The organism is Bacillus sp. AY18-3, assembly GCF_008042305.1.
GTDB classification, from domain to species: domain Bacteria; phylum Bacillota; class Bacilli; order Bacillales; family Bacillaceae_G; genus Bacillus_A; species Bacillus_A wiedmannii.
On record NZ_QKQR01000016.1, the window covers coordinates 21,459 to 46,896 of the forward strand.

Below are 25,438 nucleotides of genomic sequence, written 5' to 3' on the forward strand. Positions count from 1 at the left end.
TGCAAACTTACCATGAAAAAAATAGCATTAGCGGTATTAAGCCTTGGCCTACTCGTAAGTGGGTGTAGTGCAGGTGCCGATAAAGATGAAAAAGTGGTTGAGAAATCGGGGAAAGCAAAAGAGCAAGCAATCGTTCCGAAGTACGCTATTTCGGATGAATACTATAAGGCGACTATTCCATTTCAAGCAGGAGCTGCACGTGGTTTAGTTGTACAAGGAGTAAGTAATCGTCTTGATATAGATGAATTTGAAACAGGATTAATGCGTATTGCGAAAGAATCCTTTAGTACGAAAGATCATTTCTTTAAAGGTGGAAGTACTCTAGATACTCAAAATGTGCAGATGCTTGTTAAAAGAAAGCGTACAGATGCTGAACAAAAGGAACTAGAGGACAAATTAAAAAAAGATGCAGTTAAATTTCCAAACATTGGGTTAAACCCAGCGTTAGGTGGAGGATCTGAATCATTAGAGGAAAAGAATAAAAAAAATCCAATATATATTTCAAATATTTTAGAGCATGATTATTATGTGAAAAAAGGCGAATCAGATGAGCGCCAAGGCATTGTAATTGGTTTAGCGATGAACTCGGTTCATTATTACGAGGAAGAGCATGGTTATCCGCGTGAGGCTAAAATTGAGCAAGAAAAAATGGTAGCGGAAGGGAAAAAAATGGCGCAAGAAGTCTTGAAATTTATGCATCAAAAACAGCCTGAAACAAAAAACCTTCCGATAACATTTGCAATTTATCGTCAGGCTCCAAAGGCTTCACTCGTGCCAGGTAACTTTGTTTCTTATGCGAATGTTGAAAAAGGCAGTGAAACGGTTGAGGATTGGAAACAAATTAATGAGAAATATTATTTGTTCCCATCTGAACAAGCGAAAACAGATAATAAACGTGAAGATCTGGCGAGAGTATCGAACTTTAAATCAAAACTAAGCGATTATTTCCAAGGCGACTACACAGCTGTTATCGGTACTGGTATGTATAGAGATGATGAATTAAGAGAAATAAAGCTTGATATTCCTGTCCAGTTTAATGGGAAAGCAGAAATAATTGGTTTTACACAATATGTAGCTGGGCTTGTTATGGAATACTTCCCGAATTATATGAAAGTACAAGTAACGATTAAATCTGTAGAACGTCCAGAAGCGATTATTATACGTGAAGCGAAGCAAGATGAACCATTTGTGAAAATTTTAGATTAAATAGGAGGGCTGTTCCTTTATGGAACGGCTTTTTTTCTTGAGGAATTTTGTTATAATTTAAAATGTTATAAATAATGGGGGGCAAGGGGTAAAGCACATGGACGAATTAAGTTTTCAAGTCATTATTTTATTAATTGCATTCGGCTTTTTAGCAGCTTTTATTGATTCAGTTGTTGGCGGTGGAGGATTAATTTCGCTTCCAGCACTTATGTTTGTTGGTTTACCACCAGCTTCGGCAATTGCAACGAATAAATTAGCTGCAACGATGGGGACGTTTACGAGTGCAGTTTATTTTATTCGATCAGGAAAGGTCGATTTTAAAATTGTAGGAAAGTTAATCCCGTTAACTGTTATAGGAGCGGTCGCAGGCGCTTTAGTAGTAAAGTTTATTCCGCCGGATATTTTACGTCCGTTAGTGCTTGTGATGTTGGTGTTTATTGCCATTTATATTATTGCAAAAAAGGATTGGGGAAGTGTATCTACCTATAAGAAGATGACGAAAAGAAAAACATTAATATTTTTCTTTGTTATTTTAATGATAGGGTTTTACGATGGATTTTTTGGACCAGGGACAGGATCCTTTTTAATTTTTGCATTTTTATTAGTTGGTTTGGATTTTATTCAAGCGGCAGCATCTGGAAAACTTTTGAACTTTGTTAGTAATATCGTATCTTTAATTACTTTTTTATTTTTAGACGTAATTCATTTTGAATACGGTATTATTATGGGATTGTCGATGATTTTTGGCGCTTATTTTGGATCGAAGTTTGCAGTTCAAAAAGGTGTTGGATATGTAAGAACTTTATTTTTGTTAGTAACTATTTTATTGATTGGAAAAAACATTTTGGAATATACTCATATTTTGTAGAGTTATACGTATGTATAACTCTATTTTTTTATTATATTTTAAAAATTAATTAATTTTTAAAATATAAGTCTAGGAATATTTGAATAAATCTAAATTATCGTGTAGAATAATGTTGTAAAATGTAAACGTTTTTCTAAGGGGAGGCTAAAAAGAATGGTAGTAGCATACAAACATGAGCCATTTACAGATTTTTCAGTGGAGGCTAACAAATTAGCGTTTGAAGAAGGTTTAAAGAAAGTAGAATCTTATCTTGGACAAGACTATCCATTAATTATTGGGGGAGAAAAAATCACTACAGAAGACAAAATTGTTTCTGTAAACCCTGCAAATAAAGAGGAACTTGTTGGTCGCGTTTCAAAAGCAAGCCGTGAGTTAGCTGAAAAAGCAATGCAAGTAGCGGATGAAACATTCCAAACTTGGAGAAAATCAAAGCCAGAAATGCGTGCAGACATTTTATTCCGTGCTGCAGCAATCGTTCGTCGCAGAAAGCATGAATTCTCTGCTATTCTTGTAAAAGAAGCAGGTAAACCATGGAATGAGGCAGATGCTGATACAGCAGAAGCAATCGACTTTATGGAATATTATGGTCGTCAAATGTTAAAATTAAAAGACGGAATTCCAGTAGAAAGCCGTCCAATTGAATATAATCGTTTCTCTTACATTCCATTAGGAGTAGGTGTTATCATTTCTCCTTGGAACTTCCCATTCGCAATTATGGCAGGTATGACAACAGCTGCTTTAGTTTCTGGTAACACAGTATTACTAAAACCAGCTAGTACAACTCCTGTAGTAGCAGCGAAATTCATGGAAGTGTTAGAAGAAGCTGGCTTACCAGCTGGCGTAGTAAACTTCGTTCCAGGTAATGGTTCTGAAGTTGGTGACTACTTAGTAGATCACCCTCGTACACGTTTCGTGAGCTTCACTGGATCTCGTGATGTAGGTATCCGTATTTATGAGCGTGCAGCGAAAGTAAACCCAGGCCAAATTTGGTTAAAACGCGTTATCGCTGAAATGGGTGGTAAAGATACAATCGTTGTTGATAAAGAAGCAGATCTTGAATTAGCAGCTAAATCTATCGTAGCATCAGCATTCGGATTCTCAGGACAAAAATGTTCTGCATGTTCTCGTGCAGTAATCCATGAAGATGTATACGATTACGTATTAAATCGTGCTGTTGAATTAACGAAAGAATTAACAGTTGCTAATCCAGCTGTTTTAGGTACAAACATGGGTCCTGTTAATGACCAAGCTGCATTTGATAAAGTGATGAGCTATGTTGCAATTGGTAAAGAAGAAGGTAGAATCTTAACAGGTGGCGAAGGAGACGATTCTAAAGGCTGGTTCATCCAACCAACAATCGTTGCTGACGTTGCAGAAGATGCTCGCTTAATGAAAGAAGAAATCTTCGGACCAGTAGTAGCATTCTGTAAAGCAAAAGACTTTGATCATGCACTTGCAATTGCAAACAATACAGAATACGGTTTAACAGGTGCTGTTGTTACTAATAACCGTGACCATATTGAAAAAGCACGTGAAGAATTCCATGTGGGTAACTTATACTTCAACCGTGGATGTACTGGTGCAATCGTAGGTTACCAACCATTCGGTGGCTTTAACATGTCTGGTACAGACTCTAAAGCTGGTGGCCCTGACTACTTAGCACTTCACATGCAAGCAAAAACTACTTCTGAAACTTTATAAGAAATAGTAGAAGAGATCTTCGCAGTCTGCGAAGATCTCTTTTTTTTTTTTTTTTTTGAAAAAATTTCTATATGTGGATTAAGATAGATATAAGTAGAAAAACTAATAAAGTAATAAGGTTTACTTCAGTAAATAAGGTATATTATATTTGTTGAATAGATTCTCTTTAAAGACAAGAAAAGTAGGTGAACAAAGTGGGAAAATATCAATTGGATTACAAAAGTCAGGTATCTGTGGCAAAGTTTCATGAAAAACAGACGCCTGCCAAATTTGATAAAAAGCAGCAAATTGAAAAATTGCGTGCGGAGTATTTGAAAAAGAAGCAAAAACAAACAGATAAATAATATGTTACGTTTTTGATAGGAGAAACTAGTTCCGATTACCGTATATTACCATTCGGTAATTGGAACTAGCTAAATCCTATTAATATCGGGATAAACATGTAAATAGAAACAAAACAACGAGAAAAGTTGACTTATTAGTCATATTTTTTAGTATTCATTTTAAGGATTTCCTGTATAATACAATTTGAAAGAAAATCTATGGTTTGACAAGAAACACTCTTTTCGGTTTTGCTCACTGAAGGGAGTGTTTTTTTGTAGCCACAAACTCCTCTGTACTCATTACAGTTGCATATACTCCATTTAAACTAGCCAAAATTGTGTTATGAATATAAACGGCTGGTATAGTAGCGTTCTTAAAAGAAAGATCTTTTGTAGCACAAGCATCATGTATAACGGTACATGGAAAGCCGAAATCAAAAGCAGCCCTTACGGTAGCATCAATACACATATGAGTCATCATCCCGCATATGACGACGTGCTCAATGTCTAAACGTTGTAATTGTTCTAGAAGATCAGTTTCGCGAAAACTATTTGGATAATGTTTGAGTATAACGGTTTCTTCTCTAAGTGGACGTACGCTTTCATGAATATGTACACCCTCTGTATTGGGCAGGAAAAAAGTAGCGTCATCTTTTATTGCTACATGTTGGATATGAAAAATAGGTTCGTTTTTCGTTCTAAAGAGTTGTAGCAGCTGACGAGCATATTTGCTTGCTTCTATTGGATTACGCAATTCCATCTTTCCGTGTTGAAAATAATCATTTTGAATATCAACGAGTAAAAGAGCTGTTTTCATATATTTATCTTCCTCCGGTTTCATATTCAAATAATGGTATTCAATTTATAGAGGTGATTCTCCTTTTAAAAAATATGAAGGAGAAGAATTTTACATAACTTTAAAAAGCAATATTATATTGTGATTTTTTATTTGAAAATTTTAATAGAGAAATAATTAATATTTTTCTAAAAAATGTATTGACTCTTATTATTCTGAGTTCTATAATGAGAATTAATTAAACGACAATTAAATCGATACATTCTTATCCAGAGAGGTGGAGGGACTGGCCCTACGATACCTCAGCAACGGGTTTTTTAATACCGTGCTAACTCCAGCAAGCCTTATAAAAGGCTTGGAAGATGAGAAGATGTGACCGAGTACATATAAGTGCTCTCCTTCTTATCTTTACGGTTGATAAGAAGGAGAGCACTTTTTATTTTACCTCGAAAGCTCTACTTCAAGTTTTTACAGCATATAGGAGGCGAAAAAATGATTTCTTTTAACAACGTAAGTAAAGTATATGAATCAGGTGGGCAATCTGTTCATGCGGTGGAGGATGTAACATTATCAGTTGAGAAGGGCGAAATTTTTGGCATTATCGGTTTTAGTGGCGCTGGAAAGAGTACGTTATTACGCCTAGTAAATATGTTAGAGAGACCAACGGCGGGAACGATTTCAATAGATGATAAAGATATTACATCACTATCGACGAAAGAATTACGGAAGCTAAGACAAAGAATCGGGATGATTTTTCAAAGTTTTAATTTATTTAATTCAAGAACAGTGTTTGGGAATATTGCTTATCCATTAAGGTTAGCGAAAGTACCAAAAAATGAGATAAAAGAAAGAGTAAATGAACTGCTAAAGTTTGTAGGATTAGAAGATAAAGCAAACTATTATCCAGAGCAACTATCAGGCGGACAAAAGCAGCGTGTTGGCATTGCAAGAGCACTTGCAACATCGCCAGACATTCTTATATGTGATGAGGCAACATCAGCTTTAGATCCAGAAACAACGACAGAAATTTTGAACTTATTAAAGAAAGTAAATCGAGAATACAATGTAACAATTCTTCTTATTACACATGAAATGCATGTTGTGAAAGAAATTTGTCACCGTGTAGCTGTAATGGAGAAGGGAAAAGTTATTGAAGAAGGAAAACTATTTGACGTTTTCACACAACCGAAAACAAAGACAACTCAAAACTTTGTACGCTCCATTATTAATGATCATTTACCGGAAAGTGTTCTAGGGAAAATTCAAAATGGTGGACAGATTTATCGCTTAACATTTACTGGGGAAGAGACAGGGCAGCCAATACTATCATATATCGCGAAAAATTATAACGTCGATGTAAACGTACTGTATGGAAATATTATTGAACTCCAAAATGTGCTATTTGGAAATCTTCTTGTAGAATTGCAAGGTGAACAGAAGGAAATTCAAAAAGCATTACAACATCTAAGACTGCAAGTGCAGCTGAAGGAGGTAGAAGCTCATGCGAGTTGATTGGAGTATATTTTGGCCTCGCATAGTAGATGCGACGGGGGATACCCTCTTAATGGTAATCGTAACCCTTATATTTGCTACAATTCTTGGTATACCCCTAGGTTTACTATTGTATGTAACGAGGAAAGGAAACTTTTTAGAAAATAAATGGGTCTTTTCTATTCTTAATATCATTATTAATACAATTCGTCCGGTTCCATTCATCATCTTCTTAGTAGCTTTAAGCCCACTAACAAGAAGTGTTATCGGAACGACGATTGGAACAGCAGCAGCAATCTTTCCAATGACGTTAGTTGCGTCAATTGGTATTGCTAGAATGGTTGAAACAAATCTTGTTTCAGTTCCAAAGGGAGTCATTGAAGCAGCTCAAGCGATGGGTGCTTCACCATTTAGAATTGTTTTTGAAATTCTTGTACCAGAAGCGTTAGCGCCATTGATTTTAGGTGTTACGTTTATGACAGTTGGTTTAATTGAATTTTCTGCAGTTGCTGGGCTTGTCGGTGGTGGCGGTCTTGGTGACTTAGCGATGACATATGGTTATCAACGTTTTGATACATCAGTTATGTTCGTAACGGTCGTTTTACTTATTATTCTCGTACAGGTAGCTCAAAATTTAGGAAACTACTTTGCGAAAGTCTTTTTACGTAGATCATAAAAAGGAAGAGGGGAAAAGAAAATGAAGAAAATTTTAGCATTTGCATTATCAGCGATTGTAGGAATTTCAGCGTTAAGCGGCTGCTCAAGTGGAGACACGGGGGCAGGAGCAAAAGAGAAAGTAGTTCGCGTTGGCGTAACCGGAACAGATGGAGACGCTTGGGAAATTTTAAAGAAAAAAGCTGAAAAAGAGGGAATTAAAATTAAACTGGTTGAGTTCTCTGATTACACAACGCCAAATAAAGCGTTAGCTGATGGAGATATTGAACTAAACTCATTCCAGCACGTTGCTTTCTTAGAGCAATTTAAAAAAGAGCATAAGTTAGATATTACAGCTGTCGGTACAACGCAAATTGCACCAATGGGCTTATACTCTGAAAAATATAAGAAGGCAAATGAAATTCCAGATGGTTCAGAAATTGCGATTCCAAATGATCCAACGAACCAAGCTCGTGCATTAAAACTTCTTGATGCAGCTGGATTATTAAAGCTTAAGAAAGACTTTGGCTTATTCGGAGATCCAAGTGGCATTGCTGAAAATCCGAAGAAGTTAAAAATTACACCGGTTATCGCACAGCAAACACCTCGTGTATTAAAAGATGTTGCAGCTTCAGTTATTAATAACGGTGTTGCTGGTCAAGCTGGATTAGATCCAGCGAAGGATCCAATTTTCTTAGAAGATCCAAAGAATGAAAATGCGAAGCCATATATTAATATTTTCGCAGCTCGTACAAAAGATAAAGATGATCCAACACTGAAAAAAGTAATTGAACTATATCATTCAAAAGAAGTAACAGATGCAATTAAGAAAGAAACAAATGATGGTTCCATTTCAGTAGATCTTTCACTTGAGGAGCTTGAAAAAATCGTAAAATAATTATTGGGTTTAACGATTAACAGTAGGAACCCCTCCGCTGTTAGCTCGTTCAACATATAATTTACTTAACAAACAAAACCCTAATTCTGTACCTTCCAATTCTGTATAACGTAGAATCCAATGTTTGTTAAGTAGAGTGATGGACCAGGAGTTTTCCTGGTCTTTTTTTATGAATGAAAGTAGCTAGCGAATAGTAAGGTAATCCAAATTATAAAAGGGTAAGCAAATAAGCTAAAAATGAGTGTAATTACGAATTGTTTTTTATGAATGAGGTGTTTTTCGAATGAAAAAAAGAAAATAGAAAAAATCATAATGAAAACGGCTGATATTACGCCAGGATTATATGAACGATAAATGAAAAACAAAATAATATGTTGAACAGAGTTGAAGAATATCGCCCCCTGTATAAAAATAATCCAGTATATAGAAGACAAGAAGTTTAGTTGATATAGAAAGACGATAAGTAAGACAAAGATTGTTAATACGAAAATCGCAATGAAAAATTGTCGGCTTGTTATAAAATGAATTGAAAATTGATTAGCAAGATATTGTGGCATTTGAAAAGATTCTTCAAGGTTATGAACGAAAAATAATAAAGGAATGATCCAGGGTATAATAGTTGAATGTTTTTTCATCAACTTACATCACTCCAATAAAATATAGAAAGCCTAAAAAAGGCCCTCTATACAGGGATAGTTATTCAATTATGATACTTTTTAAATTATCCTCATGATGCTCTTGTTTTTTCGGATAAGTAGCTAGTTCTTCTTGCAAAATGTTTAGTACTTGCTTAGCTGATTGCTGGATTGGGGCAGGTAACTCTTCTAATATATTCATACCGACTTTTATTTTTGTATGAATTACCTTCCTTAGTAGTTCCTCACGCATGCACTACACCTCCAAATCGAATGTTTAGTACATCATCTTCGAATTTTGCTCCTTGAATAGAAAGGTGTGTTAACGTTTTTGGTAATGTGATGTTCCGTTTCACAGAACCTGAACGAATGATAAGTTCATCACCTTTTTGATTTAATGAAAGTTCACTTTTGTTTGAGAAGGGAATGGAGAGAACGAAAATATACTCATCGCCATCTTTTTTTACATATTGAGTGCGACCGTTAAATTTCACTTCCGTAGGAGAAGAATCTGATTTAAATAAAGCATCTCCTACACGCTCTAACATAGACAAACCGACAACCTCTTGTTCAAACATAGGAGCTTCGTAAATAGGAAGCGGCTGAAAACTATCTTGAATCAATGTTTTATATTTCTTTTGAGTATCTTTCCATGCTTGAAAATAAGGATCGGTGACAGTGTTAGGGATGACGCGATTAATCATAATGGCATCCACGTTATAATCGTATAAGTTTAAATACGTAAAGCTGCGCTGAGCTTCTTTAATGACCATCTTTTCAGGATTTACAACGATGCGGATACTTGTTATGTCTCGGTTTGATAAAATATCTCTCATTTCTCCAAGTTGTTCAAGTGTATTCGTTAATTCGTCCATAATATCATCGGTTGGAAGGGGGACACCAAGAAGTGGTTGAGCTACAGGACGAACAACTTTTAAAACTTTTCTTTTAATAGGAAAGAGTTTTTCCATCCACCAGCCGAGCATATCTGGAAAGCTGAGCATTGCTAATGTTTCTCCTGTTGGAGCGCAATCAATGATGATAACATCATATGTGTTTTGTTTATAATAATCGAGTACGCGAAGTAAGCTAATTAAATCTTCCATACCAGGAAACATTGTTAATTCTTCTGTTGTAATATCATCAGCTGCTTTGGAAGTGAAGAGTAGTGTAATATATTTCTGTAATTTCCCCCAGCCTTTTTCCATCTCATAAATCGTATTAATTTCTTGTGCCCACAAATTTTCACGAATTGCTAATGGCTCAGAAGATAGCTTTATACCAAATGAATCTCCTAAACTATGAGCAGGATCTGTACTCATTACTAATGTTTTTAATCCTTGTTTTGCGCTTTGAAGTGCTGTTGCTGCTGAAATGCTAGTTTTTCCTACGCCGCCTTTACCTGTATACAAAATAATTCTCATTATTCTATCCCCTTTGTTTCGAGTATCGAATATTACGAGTACCGAAATAAAATGTTGAATAAAAACCCAACTAGGGTTTTATTCAATCGGAATGTTTTTCATTTTAGGTGTAGAAACCTTTTCTTCTGTTTTTTGCTGTGACGTAGCAATGTGATTCATGATCTTTTGGAAGATTTGTAGTAAGAATGCTTTTTCTGCTTCTGATAATGCTTCTGTCACTAGGCTAAAGTAATGGGCTGCATTTTGTTTTACTTCTTGAACGAGCATTACGCCGTTTTCTGTTAAACGAATTAATACAATGCGTCGGTCGTTTTCATCACGGTACCTTTCAATATATCCCTTTTTTACGAGGCGATTTACAACACCTGTCGTTGTACTCATCGGTATATCAAGAAGGTCAGCGATTTTTGTCATTGTAATATCTGTATTTCGCTCCATCCAAAGTAAACAAAATACTTCTGTTTTAGAAAGTGTTAAATCTAGGCTTACCCATTCTTCAGGATAAAAAAGTTTCTTGGCGTTATCTAGCAGTAAGTCTAAAAAATGTTCGTATTGCAACAATTATTTCCACTCCCGTATATTTCGAGGTTCGTAATATTTGTTTTTATTTTATGAAGAATTGAAATAAATGTCAATAGTTTTAACTGTTTTTTCAGATTAGACAGAAAACTAACTTTAAAATAGTATTCTTTTATGATAGATTTATAAATATAAAACTAGAATTTACATAAAAATCCATCATAGTAAATATACTTATCTATAATGGATGTACAGCTAACGAGGGGGAGAACAATGAGAAGACGTAATACGCAAGCGTTCACGTTTTTAGCATGGACTTCATTTGTTTGTGCACTTTCAGGTATGCTAATTGGAATTTATACGTTAGATGAAACGCTTAGTGTAAAAGGATATTATTTAATTGGAACATTATTTTTAACGATGTCTTGTTTTGTATTACAAAAAACAATTCGTGATAATGAAGAAGATAACGAGAGATTTCCGAAAAATAAACCGTTAGATAAAGAGTAAATCGTAAAGAAAGGCATTTGCCTTTCTTTTTTTATGTAAAAATGCAGTAAGTGCCGTGTGTTGACTTGCTTGAAGTACTGAAAATTTGGTATCATCAATAGTATTGTAGATTGAACGATATATTATGGAGGTGGCCTAGCCGTGTCAAGAATTTCCGTTGAGAATGTAAAGCACGTAGCACATTTAGCACGTCTTGCAATTACTGATCAAGAAGCTGAAAAATTTCAAAAACAACTAGATGCAATTGTTACATTTGCAGAACAGTTAAATGAATTAGATACAACTGATGTAAAACCAACAACTCATGTATTAACTATGAAAAATGTTATGCGTGAAGATGTACCAGAAAAAGGTTTACCAGTCGAAGAAGTATTAAAAAATGCACCGGATCACAAAGATAATCAAATCCGTGTTCCAGCAGTATTAGAATAGAGGAGGGGAATTTCGATGTCATTATTTGATCATTCCGTATCAGAGTTACATAAGAAGTTAAACAACAAAGAAATTTCCGTTACGGATTTAGTAGAAGAATCTTACAAACGTATTGCGGATGTTGAAGATAACGTGAAAGCTTTTCTTACATTAGATGAAGAAAACGCACGCGCGAAAGCGAAAGAATTAGACGCGAAAATTGGTGCTGAAGATAATGGTTTATTATTCGGTATGCCAATTGGTGTAAAAGATAACATTGTAACTAACGGTCTTCGTACAACTTGTGCGAGCAAAATGTTAGCAAACTTTGATCCAATTTATGATGCAACAGTTGTGCAAAAGCTAAAAGCTGCTGACACAGTTACAATCGGTAAGTTAAATATGGACGAGTTCGCAATGGGTTCTTCAAATGAAAACTCAGGTTTCTACGCTACGAAAAATCCATGGAACTTAGATTACGTTCCAGGCGGATCTAGTGGTGGTTCTGCAGCAGCTGTAGCAGCAGGAGAAGTATTATTCTCTCTAGGTTCTGATACGGGTGGTTCTATCCGTCAGCCAGCTGCATATTGCGGCGTTGTAGGTTTAAAACCAACTTACGGACGCGTATCTCGTTACGGATTAGTAGCATTCGCATCTTCACTTGACCAAATCGGACCGATTACACGTACAGTAGAAGATAATGCATACTTATTACAAGCTATTTCAGGTATTGACCGTATGGATGCAACTTCTGCTAACGTTGAAGTAGGAAACTACTTAGCTGGTTTAACAGGCGACGTTAAAGGTTTACGCATTGCTGTACCGAAAGAATACTTAGGAGAAGGTGTTGGCAAAGAAGCTCGTGAGTCAGTACTAGCTGCTTTAAAAGTATTAGAAGGTATGGGCGCAACTTGGGAGGAAGTATCTCTTCCACACTCTAAATACGCTCTAGCAACGTATTACTTATTATCTTCTTCTGAAGCATCTGCTAACCTTTCACGCTTTGATGGCGTACGTTACGGTGTTCGTTCTGATAATGTAAATAATTTATTAGACCTTTACAAAAACACACGTAGCGAAGGTTTTGGTGATGAAGTAAAACGTCGTATTATGCTTGGTACATTTGCACTTAGCTCTGGTTACTATGATGCATACTACAAGAAAGCACAACAAGTACGTACATTAATTAAAAACGACTTTGAAGATGTATTTGCTAACTACGATGTTATTATTGGACCAACAACGCCAACTCCGGCATTTAAAGTGGGCGAAAAAGTTGATGATCCAATGACAATGTATGCAAATGACATTTTAACAATCCCAGTAAACTTAGCGGGTGTTCCAGCGATTTCTGTTCCATGTGGATTCGGTGCTAACAACATGCCACTTGGTCTACAAATCATTGGTAAACACTTTGATGAAGCGACAATTTACCGCGTTGCACATGCGTTTGAGCAAGCAACAGACTATCATACAAAAAAAGCAAGTCTGTAAGGAGGCGAGCATAGATGAATTTAGAAACAATTATTGGTTTAGAGGTTCACGTTGAGTTAAAAACAAATTCGAAAATTTTCTCTGCGAGTCCAACAGAATTCGGAGCGGAGCCAAATACACAAACAAGTGTAATTGACTTAGGATACCCAGGGGTACTTCCTACTTTAAATAAAGAAGCAGTTAACTTTGCAATGAAAGCTGCAATGGCATTAAACTGTGAAATCGCAACGGAAACGAAGTTCGACCGTAAAAACTATTTCTACCCAGATAATCCGAAAGCTTACCAAATTTCTCAATTCGATAAGCCAATTGGTGAAAATGGTTGGATTGAAATTGAAGTAGACGGTAAAAAGAAACGTATCGGTATTACACGTCTTCATTTAGAAGAAGATGCTGGTAAATCAACGCATACAGCTGATGGTTCATTAGTAGATTACAATCGTCAAGGTATGCCTTTAATCGAGATCGTATCTGAGCCAGATATGCGTACGCCAGAAGAAGCATATGCATACTTAGAGAAGTTAAAATCAATCATTCAATACACTGGCGTATCTGATTGTAAGATGGAAGAAGGTTCCTTGCGTTGTGATGCGAACATTTCCCTTCGTCCAGTTGGACAAGAGAAGTTCGGTACAAAAGCGGAACTGAAAAACTTAAACTCATTCACTTACGTACAAAAAGGTCTTGAGCACGAGCAAGTGCGCCAAGAGAAAGAATTGTTATCTGGTGGTATCATCCAACAAGAAACACGTCGTTATGATGAAGCAACGAAGAAAACAATCTTAATGCGTGTGAAAGAGGGATCTGACGATTACCGTTACTTCCCAGAGCCAGACTTAGTTGAACTTTACATCGATGATGAGTGGAAAGAAGAAATTCGTGCTTCGATTCCAGAACTTCCAGATGCACGTAAAGCTCGCTACGTTGCAGAAATTGGCTTACCAGCTTATGATGCACACGTATTAACATTAACGAAAGAGATGTCTGATTTCTTTGAAGCAGCAATTGAAGATGGAGCAGATGCGAAACTAACATCAAACTGGTTAATGGGTGAAGTGCTTGCATACTTAAACAAACAACAAAAAGAATTAAAAGACGTTGCATTAACGCCTGCTGGTTTATCTAAAATGGTTCAATTAATTGAAAAAGGTACAATTTCTTCTAAAATCGCGAAGAAAGTATTTAACGAGTTAATTGAAAAAGGTGGAGACCCAGAGGAAATCGTTAAAGCAAAAGGTCTTGTTCAAATTTCTGACGAGGGTACACTTCGTAAAGTTGTAACAGAAATTCTTGATAATAATGAGCAATCTATCGAAGACTTTAAAAACGGTAAAGACCGTGCAATTGGCTTCTTAGTTGGTCAAATTATGAAAGCTACAAAAGGACAAGCAAATCCGCCGCTTGTTAACAAAATCTTACTTGAAGAGATTAATAAGCGATAATAATAGTAACTTGTAAAGATTAAGCAGAAAAACACCCGTACATGGGTGTTTTTCTAGGTTAATCAAACGTTTGTTTAAATGAGAGAAGATCGTTTAAACAAACGTTTGATTAACTGTCAAAAGTGTAAAAATGTTTGTATAGCAACTATGGTATGATAGTTGCAAAAAGGTGGGAATAATGATAAATCTAGACATAGAGGTTTTTTTCATCTCATGAAATAATAGATAATTATTATTCGTTATATGTAAATTGTTGTGAGGAAATAGATGGACATAAATTTTTTGTCAAATAAAACAAAACCATTGAAATGAATATTTACTTTTGATGGACTACACGAATCGGGTTCTTACCGCCTGTTTGAGCGAGATAAAAGAAGGATAGGAAGATGAGAGGAGGTAGGCATGGGAATACTGAATAGAAGTTCGGTATGTTCTTTTTCAATATATAAAGAAATTTCCTGTGCTAATAAATGATGAAGCGAGCAAGAATTATTTATAATCCTACTTCTGGGCGCGAGCTATTTAAGAAGAGCTTACCGGAAGTATTACAAAAATTAGAACAAGCTGGATATGAAGCGTCTTGTCATGCGACAACTGGTCCTGGAGATGCGACTGTGGCAGCGAGGCAAGCTGCGGATCGTAAGTTTGATGTTGTTATCGCAGCTGGTGGTGATGGTACATTAAATGAAGTGGTGAACGGCTTAGTAGGACATGAACATCGTCCAAAGTTTGGAATTATTCCAGTTGGAACGACAAATGATTTTGCGCGTGCGATCGGTGTACCTCGTGCTATTGAAGAGGCTGCGGATATTATTTGTGAAGGGAAAACAGTTCCGTTAGATCTTGGTAGAGCGAATGATACATATTTCATTAATATCGCTGGTGGCGGCCGTATTACAGAATTAACATATGAAGTGCCAAGCAAGCTAAAGACGGTATTAGGCCAACTTGCTTACTATTTAAAAGGAATCGAAATGTTACCGTCATTACATCCAACATATGTTGAAATTGAGTATGATGGGAAATTACTACAAGAAGAAATTACGATGTTTTTAATTACGAATACTCGTTCAGTGGGCGGCTTTGAAAAGGTAGCACCATATGCATCGATTAACGATGGATTATTTGATTTATTAGTACTGAAAAAAGGTTCTATTGCTGACTTAATTAAAGCAGCAACACAAGCGCAGCGTGGTGAACATATTAACAATCCAAAAGTACTATACACACAAGCAAATCGAATTAAAGTGCATTCACCAGATAAACTAATGATTAACTTAGACGGTGAATACGGTGGAGATGCACCGATGGAATTCGAAAATATATATCATTGTCTTGAACTATTTGTTCCTGAACAACAAGAGGATGCCCTGTAAAGGCATCCTTTTTATTATATAGAGGAATTGTAAATTGGAAGTTAGTTTGATTTTTATGGTATTTTTACAATTCGTTTATTTTATATCCATACTTTATTGATACACTGGAGGAGATAAGAAACGAGAGGTAGGATGCTATGGAGAAGGTAAAGGCAATACTATTTGATAAAGATGGGACATTAATGGATTTTCATTCAATTTGGATAAAAGTGGCTGAAGAGCTTGTCGCTGAATGTATAAAATTATATCAACTCCCACAGTCAATGCAGCAGGCTTTATTAAAAGAAATCGGTGTGGATGGGGCATTTGTTCATCCTCGTAGTGCAATAGCTGCTGGAACAAGCCTCGATGTAGCAAAGGGGCTTTGTAAGTATATTACGTCATCTAAGGAAGAGGAAATGCATGAGTGGGTAAGTGGAAATTTATTTTCTCTTATGTATGAACACCGCTCCCATATGAAAATGACGGCGGATTTACCGAGGATTTTACAAGGTTTAAAGGATAGAGGATTTATTTTAGGTGTTGTGACAGCTGATGATTTTGCACCAACAGAATTATTTTTGAAACAATATCAATTAGAGTCCTTTTTTGATTATGTTGTAGCTTCAGATACATTTCCGGCACAAAAACCAGATAAAAGAATTGTAGAATCTTTTTGTGAGAAGTTTCATTTAGAAGCATGTGAAGTAGCCGTCGTTGGAGATACACCAACTGATTTATATTTAGCGAGAAATGGTGGCAATTGCTATGCAATTGGAGTACTGTCTGGTACAGGAGATCGTCAAACGTTAGAACCACTTGCAGATTTAGTAGTACAATCTGTTGGGGAGTTTATTTCTCATTCGGGTGAGTTGATTTGGGAACAAGGAAAGTCTAATGTGTAAGAAAAATAAGTCTATAAGGACTCTTGATGAGTCTTTATAGACTTATTTTTTATGTCGACATAGAAGGTATGCAGGATGAATGCTGGGAAAGAACGTTGGCACACATTTTGCAATGAAAAGAGAAAACAATGTAAAGAAAAGGATGGGGTACGTAATGAACACAAAAAAATTTGCTAAAGTAAATGAACAAATTCCTGGACCGAAAGCAGCGTCTTTATTAGAACGCCGCCAAAATATAGTACCAAAAGGAGTAAGTAACGGCATCCCAACGTTTGTACAATCTGCAAATGGTTCTCTTGTAACAGATGTTGATGGCAATCAGTACATTGATTTCGCGGGAGCAATCGGAACAATTAACGTAGGGCATTGTCATCCAGCTGTTAAAGAGGCGCTCCATAAACAAGTAGATCAATACATTCATACTGGATTTAATGTCATGATGTATGGGCCATATATTGAATTAGCAGAAAAACTTGCGGCATTAGCGCCGGGAAGTTTTGATAAGCAAGTACTATTTTTAAATAGTGGTGCAGAAGCGGTTGAAAACGCAGTGAAAATCGCTCGTAAATATACAAAAAGACCTGGTATTATTGCATTTTCTAAAGGATTCCACGGGCGTACATTAATGACAATGACGATGACAAGTAAAGTAAAACCATATAAATTTGGATTTGGCCCATTTGCGCCTGAAGTTTATAAAGCACCATTCCCGTACGAATATCGCCGTCCAGAAGGATTAACGGAAGAGCAGTACGATGACTTTATGATTGAAGAGTTTAAGAATTTCTTCATATCAGAAGTAGCACCAGAAACAATTGCAGCCGTTGTAATAGAACCTGTTCAAGGGGAAGGCGGATTTATCGTTCCGAGTAAGAAGTTTGTGCAAGAAGTACGCAATATTTGTTCAGAACACGGCATCTTATTTGTAGCGGATGAAATTCAAACAGGATTTAGTCGTACAGGAAAATATTTTGCCATTGATCATTATGATGTCGTTCCAGATTTAATTACGGTATCTAAATCATTAGGCGCTGGTGTACCGATTAGTGGTGTTATTGGGCGCAAGGAAATTATGAATGAGTCTGCGCCGGGAGAGCTTGGTGGAACGTATGCAGGAAGCCCACTAGGATGTGCAGCAGCATTGGCAGTACTTGATGTAATAGAAAAAGAGAATTTAAATGATAGAGCAATAGAATTAGGAAAAGTCGTAATGAACCGATTCGAAGAGATGAAAAATAAATATAATTGCATTGGTGATGTGCGTGGTTTAGGAGCAATGTGTGCATTCGAGCTCGTTCAAGATCGGAAGACGAAAGCACCTGATAAAACGTTAACAGCTAATTTGTGCGCAGAGGCAAATAAACGCGGATTACTCCTACTATCAGCAGGGACATACGGTAATGTTATTCGTGTGTTAATGCCATTAATTATTACAGGTGAGCAACTTGAAGAAGGATTAAATATAATTGAAGAATCATTGCAAGTCTGTTATGAGAAAGCAAATACTGCTCGTGTTTAAAAGTTAAATAATAAATCGCAAACATTCTAGCTGACTCTATATAAAATACAGAAAATTCACTTTATAATAAAGGTAGTGAAGTGAATCGATGGATTGGAAGTTAGGGGTGGCTAGGATGGTTGGAGAAAAGGAACGAGTGTTAATGGATTTACAAGATGTATTTGAATATGCGTTTGACGAAATTTTTGTGACTGACGAAAAGGGAATCGTTGTGCGTGTAAATAGTACATGTGAAAGGCACTATCAACTAACTGCTAAAGAGTTGGTAGGTAAGCATGTGAAAGAATTGCAGAAGGATGGTATCTTTTATCCATCGGCAACGTTAGAAGTAATTGAAAAAAAGAGACCGATTGAACTCGTTCAAACGACAAAATCAGGAGAGTATTTACACGTTCGTACAAGGCCTGTTTTTGATAATGAGGGAAATTTAAGAAGAGTAATTAGTTATTCACGTGATCTGACAGAGCTCTACCAATTACGTCAAAAGATAGAGGAAATGGATAATCAGTTAAAAACATATAAAAAAGAATTAAGAGAAACATATGAACATGAAGGACTTATTTTTAAAAGTATCGCTATGCAAAAAATAGTCGAGACAATCAAGAAAGTATCCGTGGTAGATAGTACAGTTCTCGTTTTAGGTGAGACAGGAGTAGGGAAGAGTCGATTAGTACGTCATTTACATGAAGTGAGTAACAGGAAGAATGAAAGTTTCTATGAAATTAATTGTGCGGCATTGCCAACGAATTTAATTGAATCAGAGCTTTTTGGATACTCAGGTGGATCTTTTACAGGTGCGAATCGTGAAGGGAAAAAGGGATTATTAGAATCAGCTCATAAAGGAACTCTTTTCTTAGATGAAATTGGCGAAATGCCACTTGAAATTCAAGCGAAACTTTTGCAAGTGTTGCAAGAAAAAACGTTTCGTCCTATTGGAGGAAGAGAATTAAAAAAGGTGGACGTTAGAATTGTAGCGGCTACAAATAGAGATTTAAATATGATGGTGAAACAAGGAACATTCAGGAAAGATTTATATTATCGTCTAAATGTCATTCCAATTGTAATTCCACCACTCAGGGAAAGAACCGAAGACATTTTGCCACTCATTTATCATTATTTAGAGCACTTCAACGAAAAATATGGTCGGAATGTAAAATTAGCGCCTAGCACATTGCAAATGTTTGTTGGTTACCCGTGGGAAGGAAATAATAGAGAAATTGAAAATGTGATTGAGCGAATTGTTATAACTGCTGATGATATCGTTACGATAGAAGATTTGCCAATAGCGATGCAAGAATCAACGGTTGAACAGTCCGGCCAAAGTCTCTATAAAATGTTAGAAGAAGTAGAACGGAATATTATTTTGAAAGCATATAAAACATATGGATCGAGTTATAAAGTAGCGGAGTTTTTAAAAATAAGTCAATCTGCTGCCACTAGGAAGATAAAGAAACTTATAGAGGAGGAAGAAAACATTGGATAAAAAAGCGACGTTTGTAAATGTAGAGAAAAAGGCGATGTATATAAATGGTGAGTGGATTACATTGCAAGAACAAATCGAAGTAAATAATCCAGCAACGAAGGAAATATTTGCGACGGTACCAAAGGGCGGGGTAACAGAGGCAAAGCAAGCTGTTGATGCTGCTCATGAAGCTTTTAAATCATGGTCTAAGTTAACAGCAGCAGACCGTGCAGTGAAGTTAAAAAAATGGTTCACACTTATCGATGAAAATAAAGAAGAGATTGCAGCGATTATGACGAGAGAACAAGGAAAGCCATTTGTAGAAGCACTTGGTGAAGTGAATTATGCCAATAGCTTTGTTGAATGGTATGCAGAAGAAGGTAAACGCGTATATGGCGAAATGATTCCTGCTTCTCATCCGAATAAACGTATTTTAGTTATGAAACAACCGGTTGGAGTTATGGCCGCTATTACACCTTGGAACTTCCCGGCTGCTATGATTACGAGAAAGGTAGCCCCGGCGCTTGCAGCGGGATGTACGGCAGTTGTAAAACCGGCAAGCCAAACGCCTTTAACTGCTTTGAAATTAGCTGAATTAGCCCATGAAGCGGACATTCCAAAAGGCGTAATAAATATTGTAACAGGTAGTGCGAAAGCAATTGCTGATACGTGGATGGAAGATGGGCGTGTTCGAAAAGTTTCCTTTACAGGATCAACTGAGATTGGGAAAGAATTAATGGCTAGTGCTGCACAAACGATGAAAAAGGTTTCACTTGAGTTAGGTGGTCACGCGCCGTTTATTGTTATGAATGATGCGGACTTAGATAAAGCGGTAGAGGCGGTAATCGGTTCGAAATTCCGTAACGCAGGACAAACGTGTATATGTACAAACCGAGTATTTGTTCAGGAAGAAGTGTATGAAGTATTTGCAGAGAAGTTTCAAAAGGCAGTAGGGCAGTTAAAAGTAGGAGACGGTTTCGGTGATGGAACGACTGTAGGACCACTTATTGACGAGAATGCAGTTTCGAAAGTACAGGAACATATCGAAGATGCTATTCAAAAGGGTGGAACAGTTTTATTTGGTGGTCAAAAGGTTGCAGAGCTAGATGGACACTTTATGCAACCAACTGTAATTGGATTGGCGAACGATACGATGCTTTGTATGAATGAAGAAACATTCGGACCAGTAGCACCAGTTGCGAAATTTAAAACGGTTGAAGAAGTAATCGAACGTGCAAATAATACACCATATGGCTTAGCTGCTTATATTTTCACAAAAGATATTAGTCAAGCATTCCAAGTTAGCGAAGCATTAGAGTACGGTATTATCGGATTAAATGATGGACTTCCATCAGTTGCACAAGCACCATTCGGTGGCTTTAAAGAAAGTGGTATTGGCCGTGAAGGAGGCCATTTCGGTATCGAGGAATATTTAGAAATTAAATATATTTCAGTAGGACTATAAGTAGTATACTAGAATCTCTATAAGGTAACAGAGAAGGAGATTCTAGTATGGTATATTGGCTATTATTACTTGTTACAATTATTTTTGAAGTAGCTGGAACAATTGCGATGAAACTATCAAATGGTTTAACAAAGCTCGTTCCCAGTGTACTTATTTTCGTATTTTATGGAATTTGTTTCAGCGTATTTGCTATCGTTGTCAAAAAAATTCATTTAAGTATCGCTTATGCGATTTGGTCTGGTGTAGGAACATTACTTATTACAATCATTAGCGTGTATTTTTTCAAAGAGCACATTAGCTTATTCCAAGCATTTTGCATTCTCTTTATTGTTTTAGGAGTAATTGGGCTTAAGGTTTCATCGGCATCATAAAAGGCTATCTTCCGGTGTGGAAGATAGCCTTTTGTTTTTATTAAAATGCCCAGTTACCTTTACGGAAGATTGGTTCATGTCTTCCGTCATCTGTAATACCATCGATATCAAGCTCAGCGGATCCGATCATGAAGTCGTTGTGTGTAATACTAGTGTTTGCTCCGTTTTCAGCAAGTTCTTCTTTAGACATTGTTTTTCCGCCAACTAAGTTGAATGCATAGGCACTTCCGATTGCAAGGTGGCAAGATGCGTTTTCGTCAAATAGTGTATTGTAGAATAAAATATTTGTATTTGAAATTGGTGAATCATGAGGTACTAAAGCAACCTCGCCTAAGAAGTGAGAGCCTTCATCTGTTTCTACTAAATGTTTTAAAGCCTCTTCACCAGTTTCAGCTTTATAGTCTACGATACGTCCGTTTTCAAATGTTAACGTGAAGTTATCGATAATGTTACCTGCAAATGCTAACGGTTTTGTGCTAGATACTTGGCCGTTTACACCTGTTTTAAGTGGCATTGTAAATACTTCTTCAGTTGGAATGTTCGCCATAAATGGTACGTTCTTTTCATTTAAGCTACCAGCACCAGCCCATACATGCTTTTCTGGAAGTTCGATCGTTAAATCTGTTCCAGGAGCTGTATAGTGAAGGGCTTTATAATGCTTTTCGTTTAAGTAATCAACTTTTGTATGTAACGTTTCATCGTGTTCTTTCCATGCTTCCACAGGGTTTTCTAAATCCGCACGAGTAGCTTTGAAAATAGCATCCCATAGTTTTGCTTCTTGTTCTTCTGGTGCAACGTCAGGGAATACTTTCGCAGCCCATTCTTTCGTAGGAACAGAAATGACACACCAGCTTACTTTATCAGCTTGTACGTAATCACGGTATACTTTCATTGCTTCACCAGCTACTTTATGAGCTGTTGCGATACGCGTTGCTTCTACACCTTTTAATAAATCCGGGTTTTCTGCATAAATAGACATAAATGCAGCGCCTTCTTTTGCTAATTCTTCACGAGCGTGTGCTTTCCAAGATGGGAACTCAGCGAATGCTTCTTCAGGAGCTAGGTCGAACTTTAAGCGTGTTAACGTCTCATCATTCCAGTCCACATATACGTGTTTTGCACCAGATTTATATGCTTTTTCTGTAACGAGGCGCACAAATTGTACAGCTTCAAGAGGTGCACTAATTGATAGTGTTTGTCCTGGTTGAATATTAACACCAACATTGACTGCAAGAGCAGCATATTTCTCTAACGTTTGTTCAAATGACATATGTATAATCTCCTTTAATTTGAAAGATTTCTTACTATATATAATACAAGAAAATTCAAAAAATATATATAAATATAGCGTAAAAAGAGAGCTCAAAATATATTGAGCTCTCATCGTTATTTAATCGAAGAAGCAAATTGTTCTACAGTCGTCGAATTGTGTATGCGAACACGCTTCATTTTTAATAATTCATCGGGTTCACCTTTCGTAATGAACTTTCCGGGTTTTGTTGTCGTCGCAAATTGATAATATTTCTTCGTTTCTGCAACAACTTTATCATCCACATGACCGAATGGATAAGCAACTGCAATAACAGGCTTACCTGTTATTTTCTCTAGCTTTTCCTTTGATTCTTTTAATTCTTCTTCATAGTTTGTAATTTTCGGCAAGTCTGCATGTGTTGCAGTATGAGATTGCATAGAGAAAATGCCGGAATCAACCATTTCTTTTATGTCAGATGTAGAAAGTGATCCTTCAGCATCGACATTATTAACAATCATATATTCTGTTGCTGTTGGTTTAAACGTATCATCTTTTAGCTTTTGTAAAATATGAAATGCATTTATATTATTTTTCATACCGTCATCAAATGTAACAAAGATAGGTTTATTTACTTTATTAATATCGCCCCAACGTTCAAAAGTTAGTAATGTATAGCCGTTGTCTTTTAAATATTTCATTTGGGCTTCAAAATTAGCAGGTGATACGAATAAATCTTTAATGCCTTGTCCGTGATAATCATCGATTGCATGGTACATAAGAACGGGAACCTTTTGCTCGAAAGTAATAGTAGATTTTGTGAGTGGAATGTTTTTCCCATCTTCTTTCATTCCTATTGCTTCAATTTGAAACTCACCGCGTTTTCCTTCAAATTCTTTTATGTCAAAAGGAAGTGTAAATTGTTTCTCCTTTTCTTTAGAAGAAAAAGATTTAGCACTTTCCTTCCCATCAGCTGTGCGCCAAATTTTATATTGTACCTCACTTAAAGTATCCTTTATATCTGTCATATGAATAGTAGTGTTTGTAGATTCGTGTGTAATCGGATGATAAGAAATTTTACCTTGTTCTTGTACAGCCTCTTCTTGTTTCTTAACTTCTTGAACCTTTTTCTCTTTTTTAGGTTCCTGGTTTACATTGCTACTGTTACAGCCAGCTAAAATGGCAGACATACATAAAGCGATTGCTGCGTATTTTCTCATAAAATCACCTTCTATTGTGTATTATGTTGCATACGTATTTAAAATCCCCACCGCTGTAAGAGAGGTGGGGACATACCCTTGTTCATCATATCATTTTAGTAAAGTTTACTTTATCCCGCTATTTGTGGGCAGTAAGATCCCACCTCAGAATTCAGCAAAAGCAAAGAGGTTAGGTGGGGGGATCAACTGCCCGTAAAAGCCCGATTGGTGAGGGCTAATAATCAGTGGGGGTGAACAAAACCCCCACTGATCAAAGTTTTACTTTATAAGAGATATGAATTTTTCCATTGATGTATTAGGCCCTACAAAGTGGCGTTTAATTAAGTACTGTTCGTTTGGCATCCCTTTTGTAATGTGATTACCGTGATCAGTAGTTACTGCGAACTCATAATGTTTTTTTGTTTCTTCAACAGCTGGGTCATTATAAGAACCTACTGGATAGGCGAGAGCGATGACCTTTTTACCAGTAAGGGCTTCGATTTTTTCTTTCGAACTACGTAATTCCTCATCATAATTGCTTGAATGAGCCATCATCGTATGATTAGCAGTATGTGATTGAATAGAAAAAATGCCTGAATCCATCATTTGTTTTATCTCATCTGTTGATAGACGATTTGGTTTGTCTATCTCATTTGCAGTAAGGAATTCAGTAGCCGTAGGTTGAAATCTATCATCCTTTAATTTTTGTAAAATATGAAGAGCGTTCATATTATTTTTTCGACCATCATCCATCGTTACAAAAACAGGTTTATTTACACGATTTATATCATTCCAACGTTCAAATGTAAGCATCGTATAACCGTTATCTTTTAAGTATTGCATATGTTTTTCGAATTGCTCAGGTGGTACGTATAAGCCGTAATCCCCATCACTTGGTCCAGGGTATTTTTCAATCGCATGGTACATTAATACGGGTACATGTTGCTGGAATGTAATTTTAGATGTTACTAGATTTGTTTCAGTATGATCTTCTTTGATTCCTACTGTTTCAATTTGAAATTCGCCACGTTTTAAATGAAATGATTTTAAATGTAGTGGGAGGGCAAAGTCACGTTCTTTTTCTTGTGAAGTAAAAGTTTGTTTGTTTTCAGGACCATCAGCAGTACGCCAAATATTGTAACGTACTTGTGTGAATGAATCTCTTAAATCCTTTGTATAAAGCGTGGTGTTTTGTGCGTTATATTCATACGGATCCCATGTAATAATCCCTTGTGTTAAAGGCAGTTCAACCGCTTTCGCTTTTTTTTGTTCAACTGTTTGTTTCGCCGTTGCTTCTTTTATTTGTTTATCACTAGTGCTACTAGTGTTACAACCTACGAGAATAGCAGAAGAAAGTAAAGCGATATATGTATATTTTTTCATTCTATCATCCTTCTATTGTGTTTTAATTATCATCACTTATGTCTTGAAATTATCATTCGTATAAGTGACAATAATTCAAATTTTCGATTTTAAAAATTTGAATTATACCCTTGTACATCATATCACTATAGAATATAGAGGGGAATACATTTTTGGAA

The 25,438-nt window shown here is 36.3% G+C and carries 25 protein-coding genes and 1 riboswitch; of the genes, 17 read left to right on the plus strand and 8 right to left on the minus strand.

The features are described 5' to 3' along the window. Window positions 1-12: 12 nt before the first annotated feature. From DM800_RS16220 to DM800_RS29240, 4 genes are all read left to right on the plus strand, one after another. Window positions 13-1,206 carry a CamS family sex pheromone protein gene (locus DM800_RS16220; protein WP_048542055.1) on the plus strand — a complete coding sequence of 398 codons (1,194 nt, stop codon included), beginning with the start codon at window positions 13-15 and terminating at the stop codon, window positions 1,204-1,206. Window positions 1,207-1,303: 97 nt separating this feature from the next. Continuing rightward, window positions 1,304-2,074: a TSUP family transporter gene (locus tag DM800_RS16225; RefSeq protein ID WP_048567196.1), complete on the plus strand. Its 771-nt coding sequence runs from the start codon at window positions 1,304-1,306 to the stop codon at window positions 2,072-2,074. Between the two features lie 153 nt (window positions 2,075-2,227). Further along, window positions 2,228-3,775, plus strand: a complete 1,548-nt coding sequence (pruA, locus tag DM800_RS16230) for an L-glutamate gamma-semialdehyde dehydrogenase (RefSeq protein WP_087982225.1) — start codon at window positions 2,228-2,230, stop codon at window positions 3,773-3,775. 194 nt (window positions 3,776-3,969) lie between these two features. Next, on the plus strand, window positions 3,970-4,119 hold the full coding sequence (locus tag DM800_RS29240; protein WP_000521654.1) for a hypothetical protein: 150 nt from the start codon (window positions 3,970-3,972) through the stop codon (window positions 4,117-4,119). A 232-nt stretch (window positions 4,120-4,351) separates the two neighbouring features. On the opposite strand, the gene DM800_RS16235 is transcribed toward DM800_RS29240, so the two are convergent. Continuing rightward, complete coding sequence (locus DM800_RS16235; RefSeq protein WP_088061531.1) at window positions 4,352-4,915, minus strand: cysteine hydrolase family protein; 564 nt, start codon at window positions 4,913-4,915, stop codon at window positions 4,352-4,354. Between the two features lie 241 nt (window positions 4,916-5,156). Further along, window positions 5,157-5,263: riboswitch (SAM riboswitch) on the plus strand. Between the two features lie 123 nt (window positions 5,264-5,386). Between DM800_RS16235 and DM800_RS16245 the strand changes: the two genes are divergently transcribed. From DM800_RS16245 to DM800_RS16255, 3 genes are read left to right on the plus strand one after another with little or no spacing between them, the layout of a single operon-like run. Then, window positions 5,387-6,406 (plus strand): methionine ABC transporter ATP-binding protein, encoded by a 1,020-nt coding sequence (locus tag DM800_RS16245; RefSeq protein WP_147787195.1) that lies wholly within the window; start codon window positions 5,387-5,389, stop codon window positions 6,404-6,406. Beyond that, the gene (locus DM800_RS16250; protein WP_001261880.1) at window positions 6,396-7,061 is read left to right on the plus strand and encodes a methionine ABC transporter permease; all 666 of its coding nucleotides are present in this window, start codon (window positions 6,396-6,398) and stop codon (window positions 7,059-7,061) included. Before DM800_RS16245 ends, DM800_RS16250 begins: the two co-directional genes overlap by 11 nt. Window positions 7,062-7,082: 21 nt before the next feature. After that, window positions 7,083-7,937 (plus strand): MetQ/NlpA family ABC transporter substrate-binding protein, encoded by an 855-nt coding sequence (locus DM800_RS16255; RefSeq protein WP_000721587.1) that lies wholly within the window; start codon window positions 7,083-7,085, stop codon window positions 7,935-7,937. A 167-nt stretch (window positions 7,938-8,104) separates the two neighbouring features. Here DM800_RS16255 and DM800_RS16260 read toward each other — a convergent pair whose 3' ends face one another. The 4 genes from DM800_RS16260 to DM800_RS16275 form a co-directional block, all read right to left on the minus strand. Further along, the gene (locus tag DM800_RS16260) at window positions 8,105-8,572 is read right to left on the minus strand and encodes an HXXEE domain-containing protein (protein ID WP_142310770.1); all 468 of its coding nucleotides are present in this window, start codon (window positions 8,570-8,572) and stop codon (window positions 8,105-8,107) included. 61 nt (window positions 8,573-8,633) lie between these two features. Then, window positions 8,634-8,825 carry a DUF3926 domain-containing protein gene (locus DM800_RS16265; RefSeq protein WP_147787196.1) on the minus strand — a complete coding sequence of 64 codons (192 nt, stop codon included), beginning with the start codon at window positions 8,823-8,825 and terminating at the stop codon, window positions 8,634-8,636. Then, the gene (locus tag DM800_RS16270) at window positions 8,818-9,999 is read right to left on the minus strand and encodes an ArsA family ATPase (RefSeq protein ID WP_088061535.1); all 1,182 of its coding nucleotides are present in this window, start codon (window positions 9,997-9,999) and stop codon (window positions 8,818-8,820) included. Before DM800_RS16270 ends, DM800_RS16265 begins: the two co-directional genes overlap by 8 nt. A gap of 75 nt (window positions 10,000-10,074) precedes the next feature. Further along, complete coding sequence (locus tag DM800_RS16275) at window positions 10,075-10,557, minus strand: MarR family winged helix-turn-helix transcriptional regulator (protein WP_097889271.1); 483 nt, start codon at window positions 10,555-10,557, stop codon at window positions 10,075-10,077. A 231-nt stretch (window positions 10,558-10,788) separates the two neighbouring features. Between DM800_RS16275 and DM800_RS16280 the strand changes: the two genes are divergently transcribed. The 10 genes from DM800_RS16280 to DM800_RS16325 all read left to right on the plus strand — a co-directional run bounded on the left by DM800_RS16280 (window position 10,789) and on the right by DM800_RS16325 (window position 21,449). Beyond that, a complete protein-coding gene (locus DM800_RS16280) occupies window positions 10,789-11,025 on the plus strand; it encodes a YiaA/YiaB family inner membrane protein (RefSeq protein ID WP_001254393.1) in 237 nt (78 codons plus the stop codon). 141 nt (window positions 11,026-11,166) lie between these two features. Then, entirely contained in the window at window positions 11,167-11,457 is a 291-nt protein-coding gene (gene gatC / locus DM800_RS16285) for an Asp-tRNA(Asn)/Glu-tRNA(Gln) amidotransferase subunit GatC (protein WP_000086999.1), read from the plus strand. Between the two features lie 15 nt (window positions 11,458-11,472). Then, the gene (gatA, locus tag DM800_RS16290; protein WP_147787197.1) at window positions 11,473-12,930 is read left to right on the plus strand and encodes an Asp-tRNA(Asn)/Glu-tRNA(Gln) amidotransferase subunit GatA; all 1,458 of its coding nucleotides are present in this window, start codon (window positions 11,473-11,475) and stop codon (window positions 12,928-12,930) included. Window positions 12,931-12,944: 14 nt separating this feature from the next. Further along, the gene (gatB, locus tag DM800_RS16295) at window positions 12,945-14,372 is read left to right on the plus strand and encodes an Asp-tRNA(Asn)/Glu-tRNA(Gln) amidotransferase subunit GatB (protein ID WP_001047688.1); all 1,428 of its coding nucleotides are present in this window, start codon (window positions 12,945-12,947) and stop codon (window positions 14,370-14,372) included. Window positions 14,373-14,842: 470 nt separating this feature from the next. Further along, entirely contained in the window at window positions 14,843-15,748 is a 906-nt protein-coding gene (locus DM800_RS16300) for a diacylglycerol kinase (protein ID WP_000977669.1), read from the plus strand. Window positions 15,749-15,885: 137 nt separating this feature from the next. Next, window positions 15,886-16,632, plus strand: a complete 747-nt coding sequence (locus DM800_RS16305; RefSeq protein WP_147787198.1) for an HAD family hydrolase — start codon at window positions 15,886-15,888, stop codon at window positions 16,630-16,632. 154 nt (window positions 16,633-16,786) lie between these two features. Continuing rightward, entirely contained in the window at window positions 16,787-18,151 is a 1,365-nt protein-coding gene (gene gabT, locus DM800_RS16310; RefSeq protein ID WP_179955684.1) for a 4-aminobutyrate--2-oxoglutarate transaminase, read from the plus strand. Window positions 18,152-18,266: 115 nt separating this feature from the next. Continuing rightward, window positions 18,267-19,634, plus strand: coding sequence for a sigma-54 interaction domain-containing protein (locus DM800_RS16315; protein ID WP_147787200.1), 1,368 nt, complete (start codon window positions 18,267-18,269; stop codon window positions 19,632-19,634). Then, the gene (gabD, locus tag DM800_RS16320; RefSeq protein ID WP_147787201.1) at window positions 19,627-21,078 is read left to right on the plus strand and encodes an NADP-dependent succinate-semialdehyde dehydrogenase; all 1,452 of its coding nucleotides are present in this window, start codon (window positions 19,627-19,629) and stop codon (window positions 21,076-21,078) included. Before DM800_RS16315 ends, gabD begins: the two co-directional genes overlap by 8 nt. A 47-nt stretch (window positions 21,079-21,125) precedes the next feature. Continuing rightward, complete coding sequence (locus tag DM800_RS16325) at window positions 21,126-21,449, plus strand: DMT family transporter (RefSeq protein WP_000263262.1); 324 nt, start codon at window positions 21,126-21,128, stop codon at window positions 21,447-21,449. 40 nt (window positions 21,450-21,489) lie between these two features. Here the strand turns inward: DM800_RS16325 and DM800_RS16330 are convergent, their stop codons facing one another. The 3 genes from DM800_RS16330 to DM800_RS16340 all read right to left on the minus strand — a co-directional run bounded on the left by DM800_RS16330 (window position 21,490) and on the right by DM800_RS16340 (window position 25,280). Continuing rightward, window positions 21,490-22,719 (minus strand): aminopeptidase, encoded by a 1,230-nt coding sequence (locus tag DM800_RS16330; RefSeq protein WP_000007353.1) that lies wholly within the window; start codon window positions 22,717-22,719, stop codon window positions 21,490-21,492. A 116-nt stretch (window positions 22,720-22,835) separates the two neighbouring features. Next, entirely contained in the window at window positions 22,836-23,918 is a 1,083-nt protein-coding gene (locus DM800_RS16335) for a polysaccharide deacetylase family protein (RefSeq protein WP_147787202.1), read from the minus strand. Between the two features lie 258 nt (window positions 23,919-24,176). Continuing rightward, window positions 24,177-25,280: a polysaccharide deacetylase family protein gene (locus DM800_RS16340; protein ID WP_046958889.1), complete on the minus strand. Its 1,104-nt coding sequence runs from the start codon at window positions 25,278-25,280 to the stop codon at window positions 24,177-24,179. Window positions 25,281-25,438 lie beyond the last annotated feature (158 nt).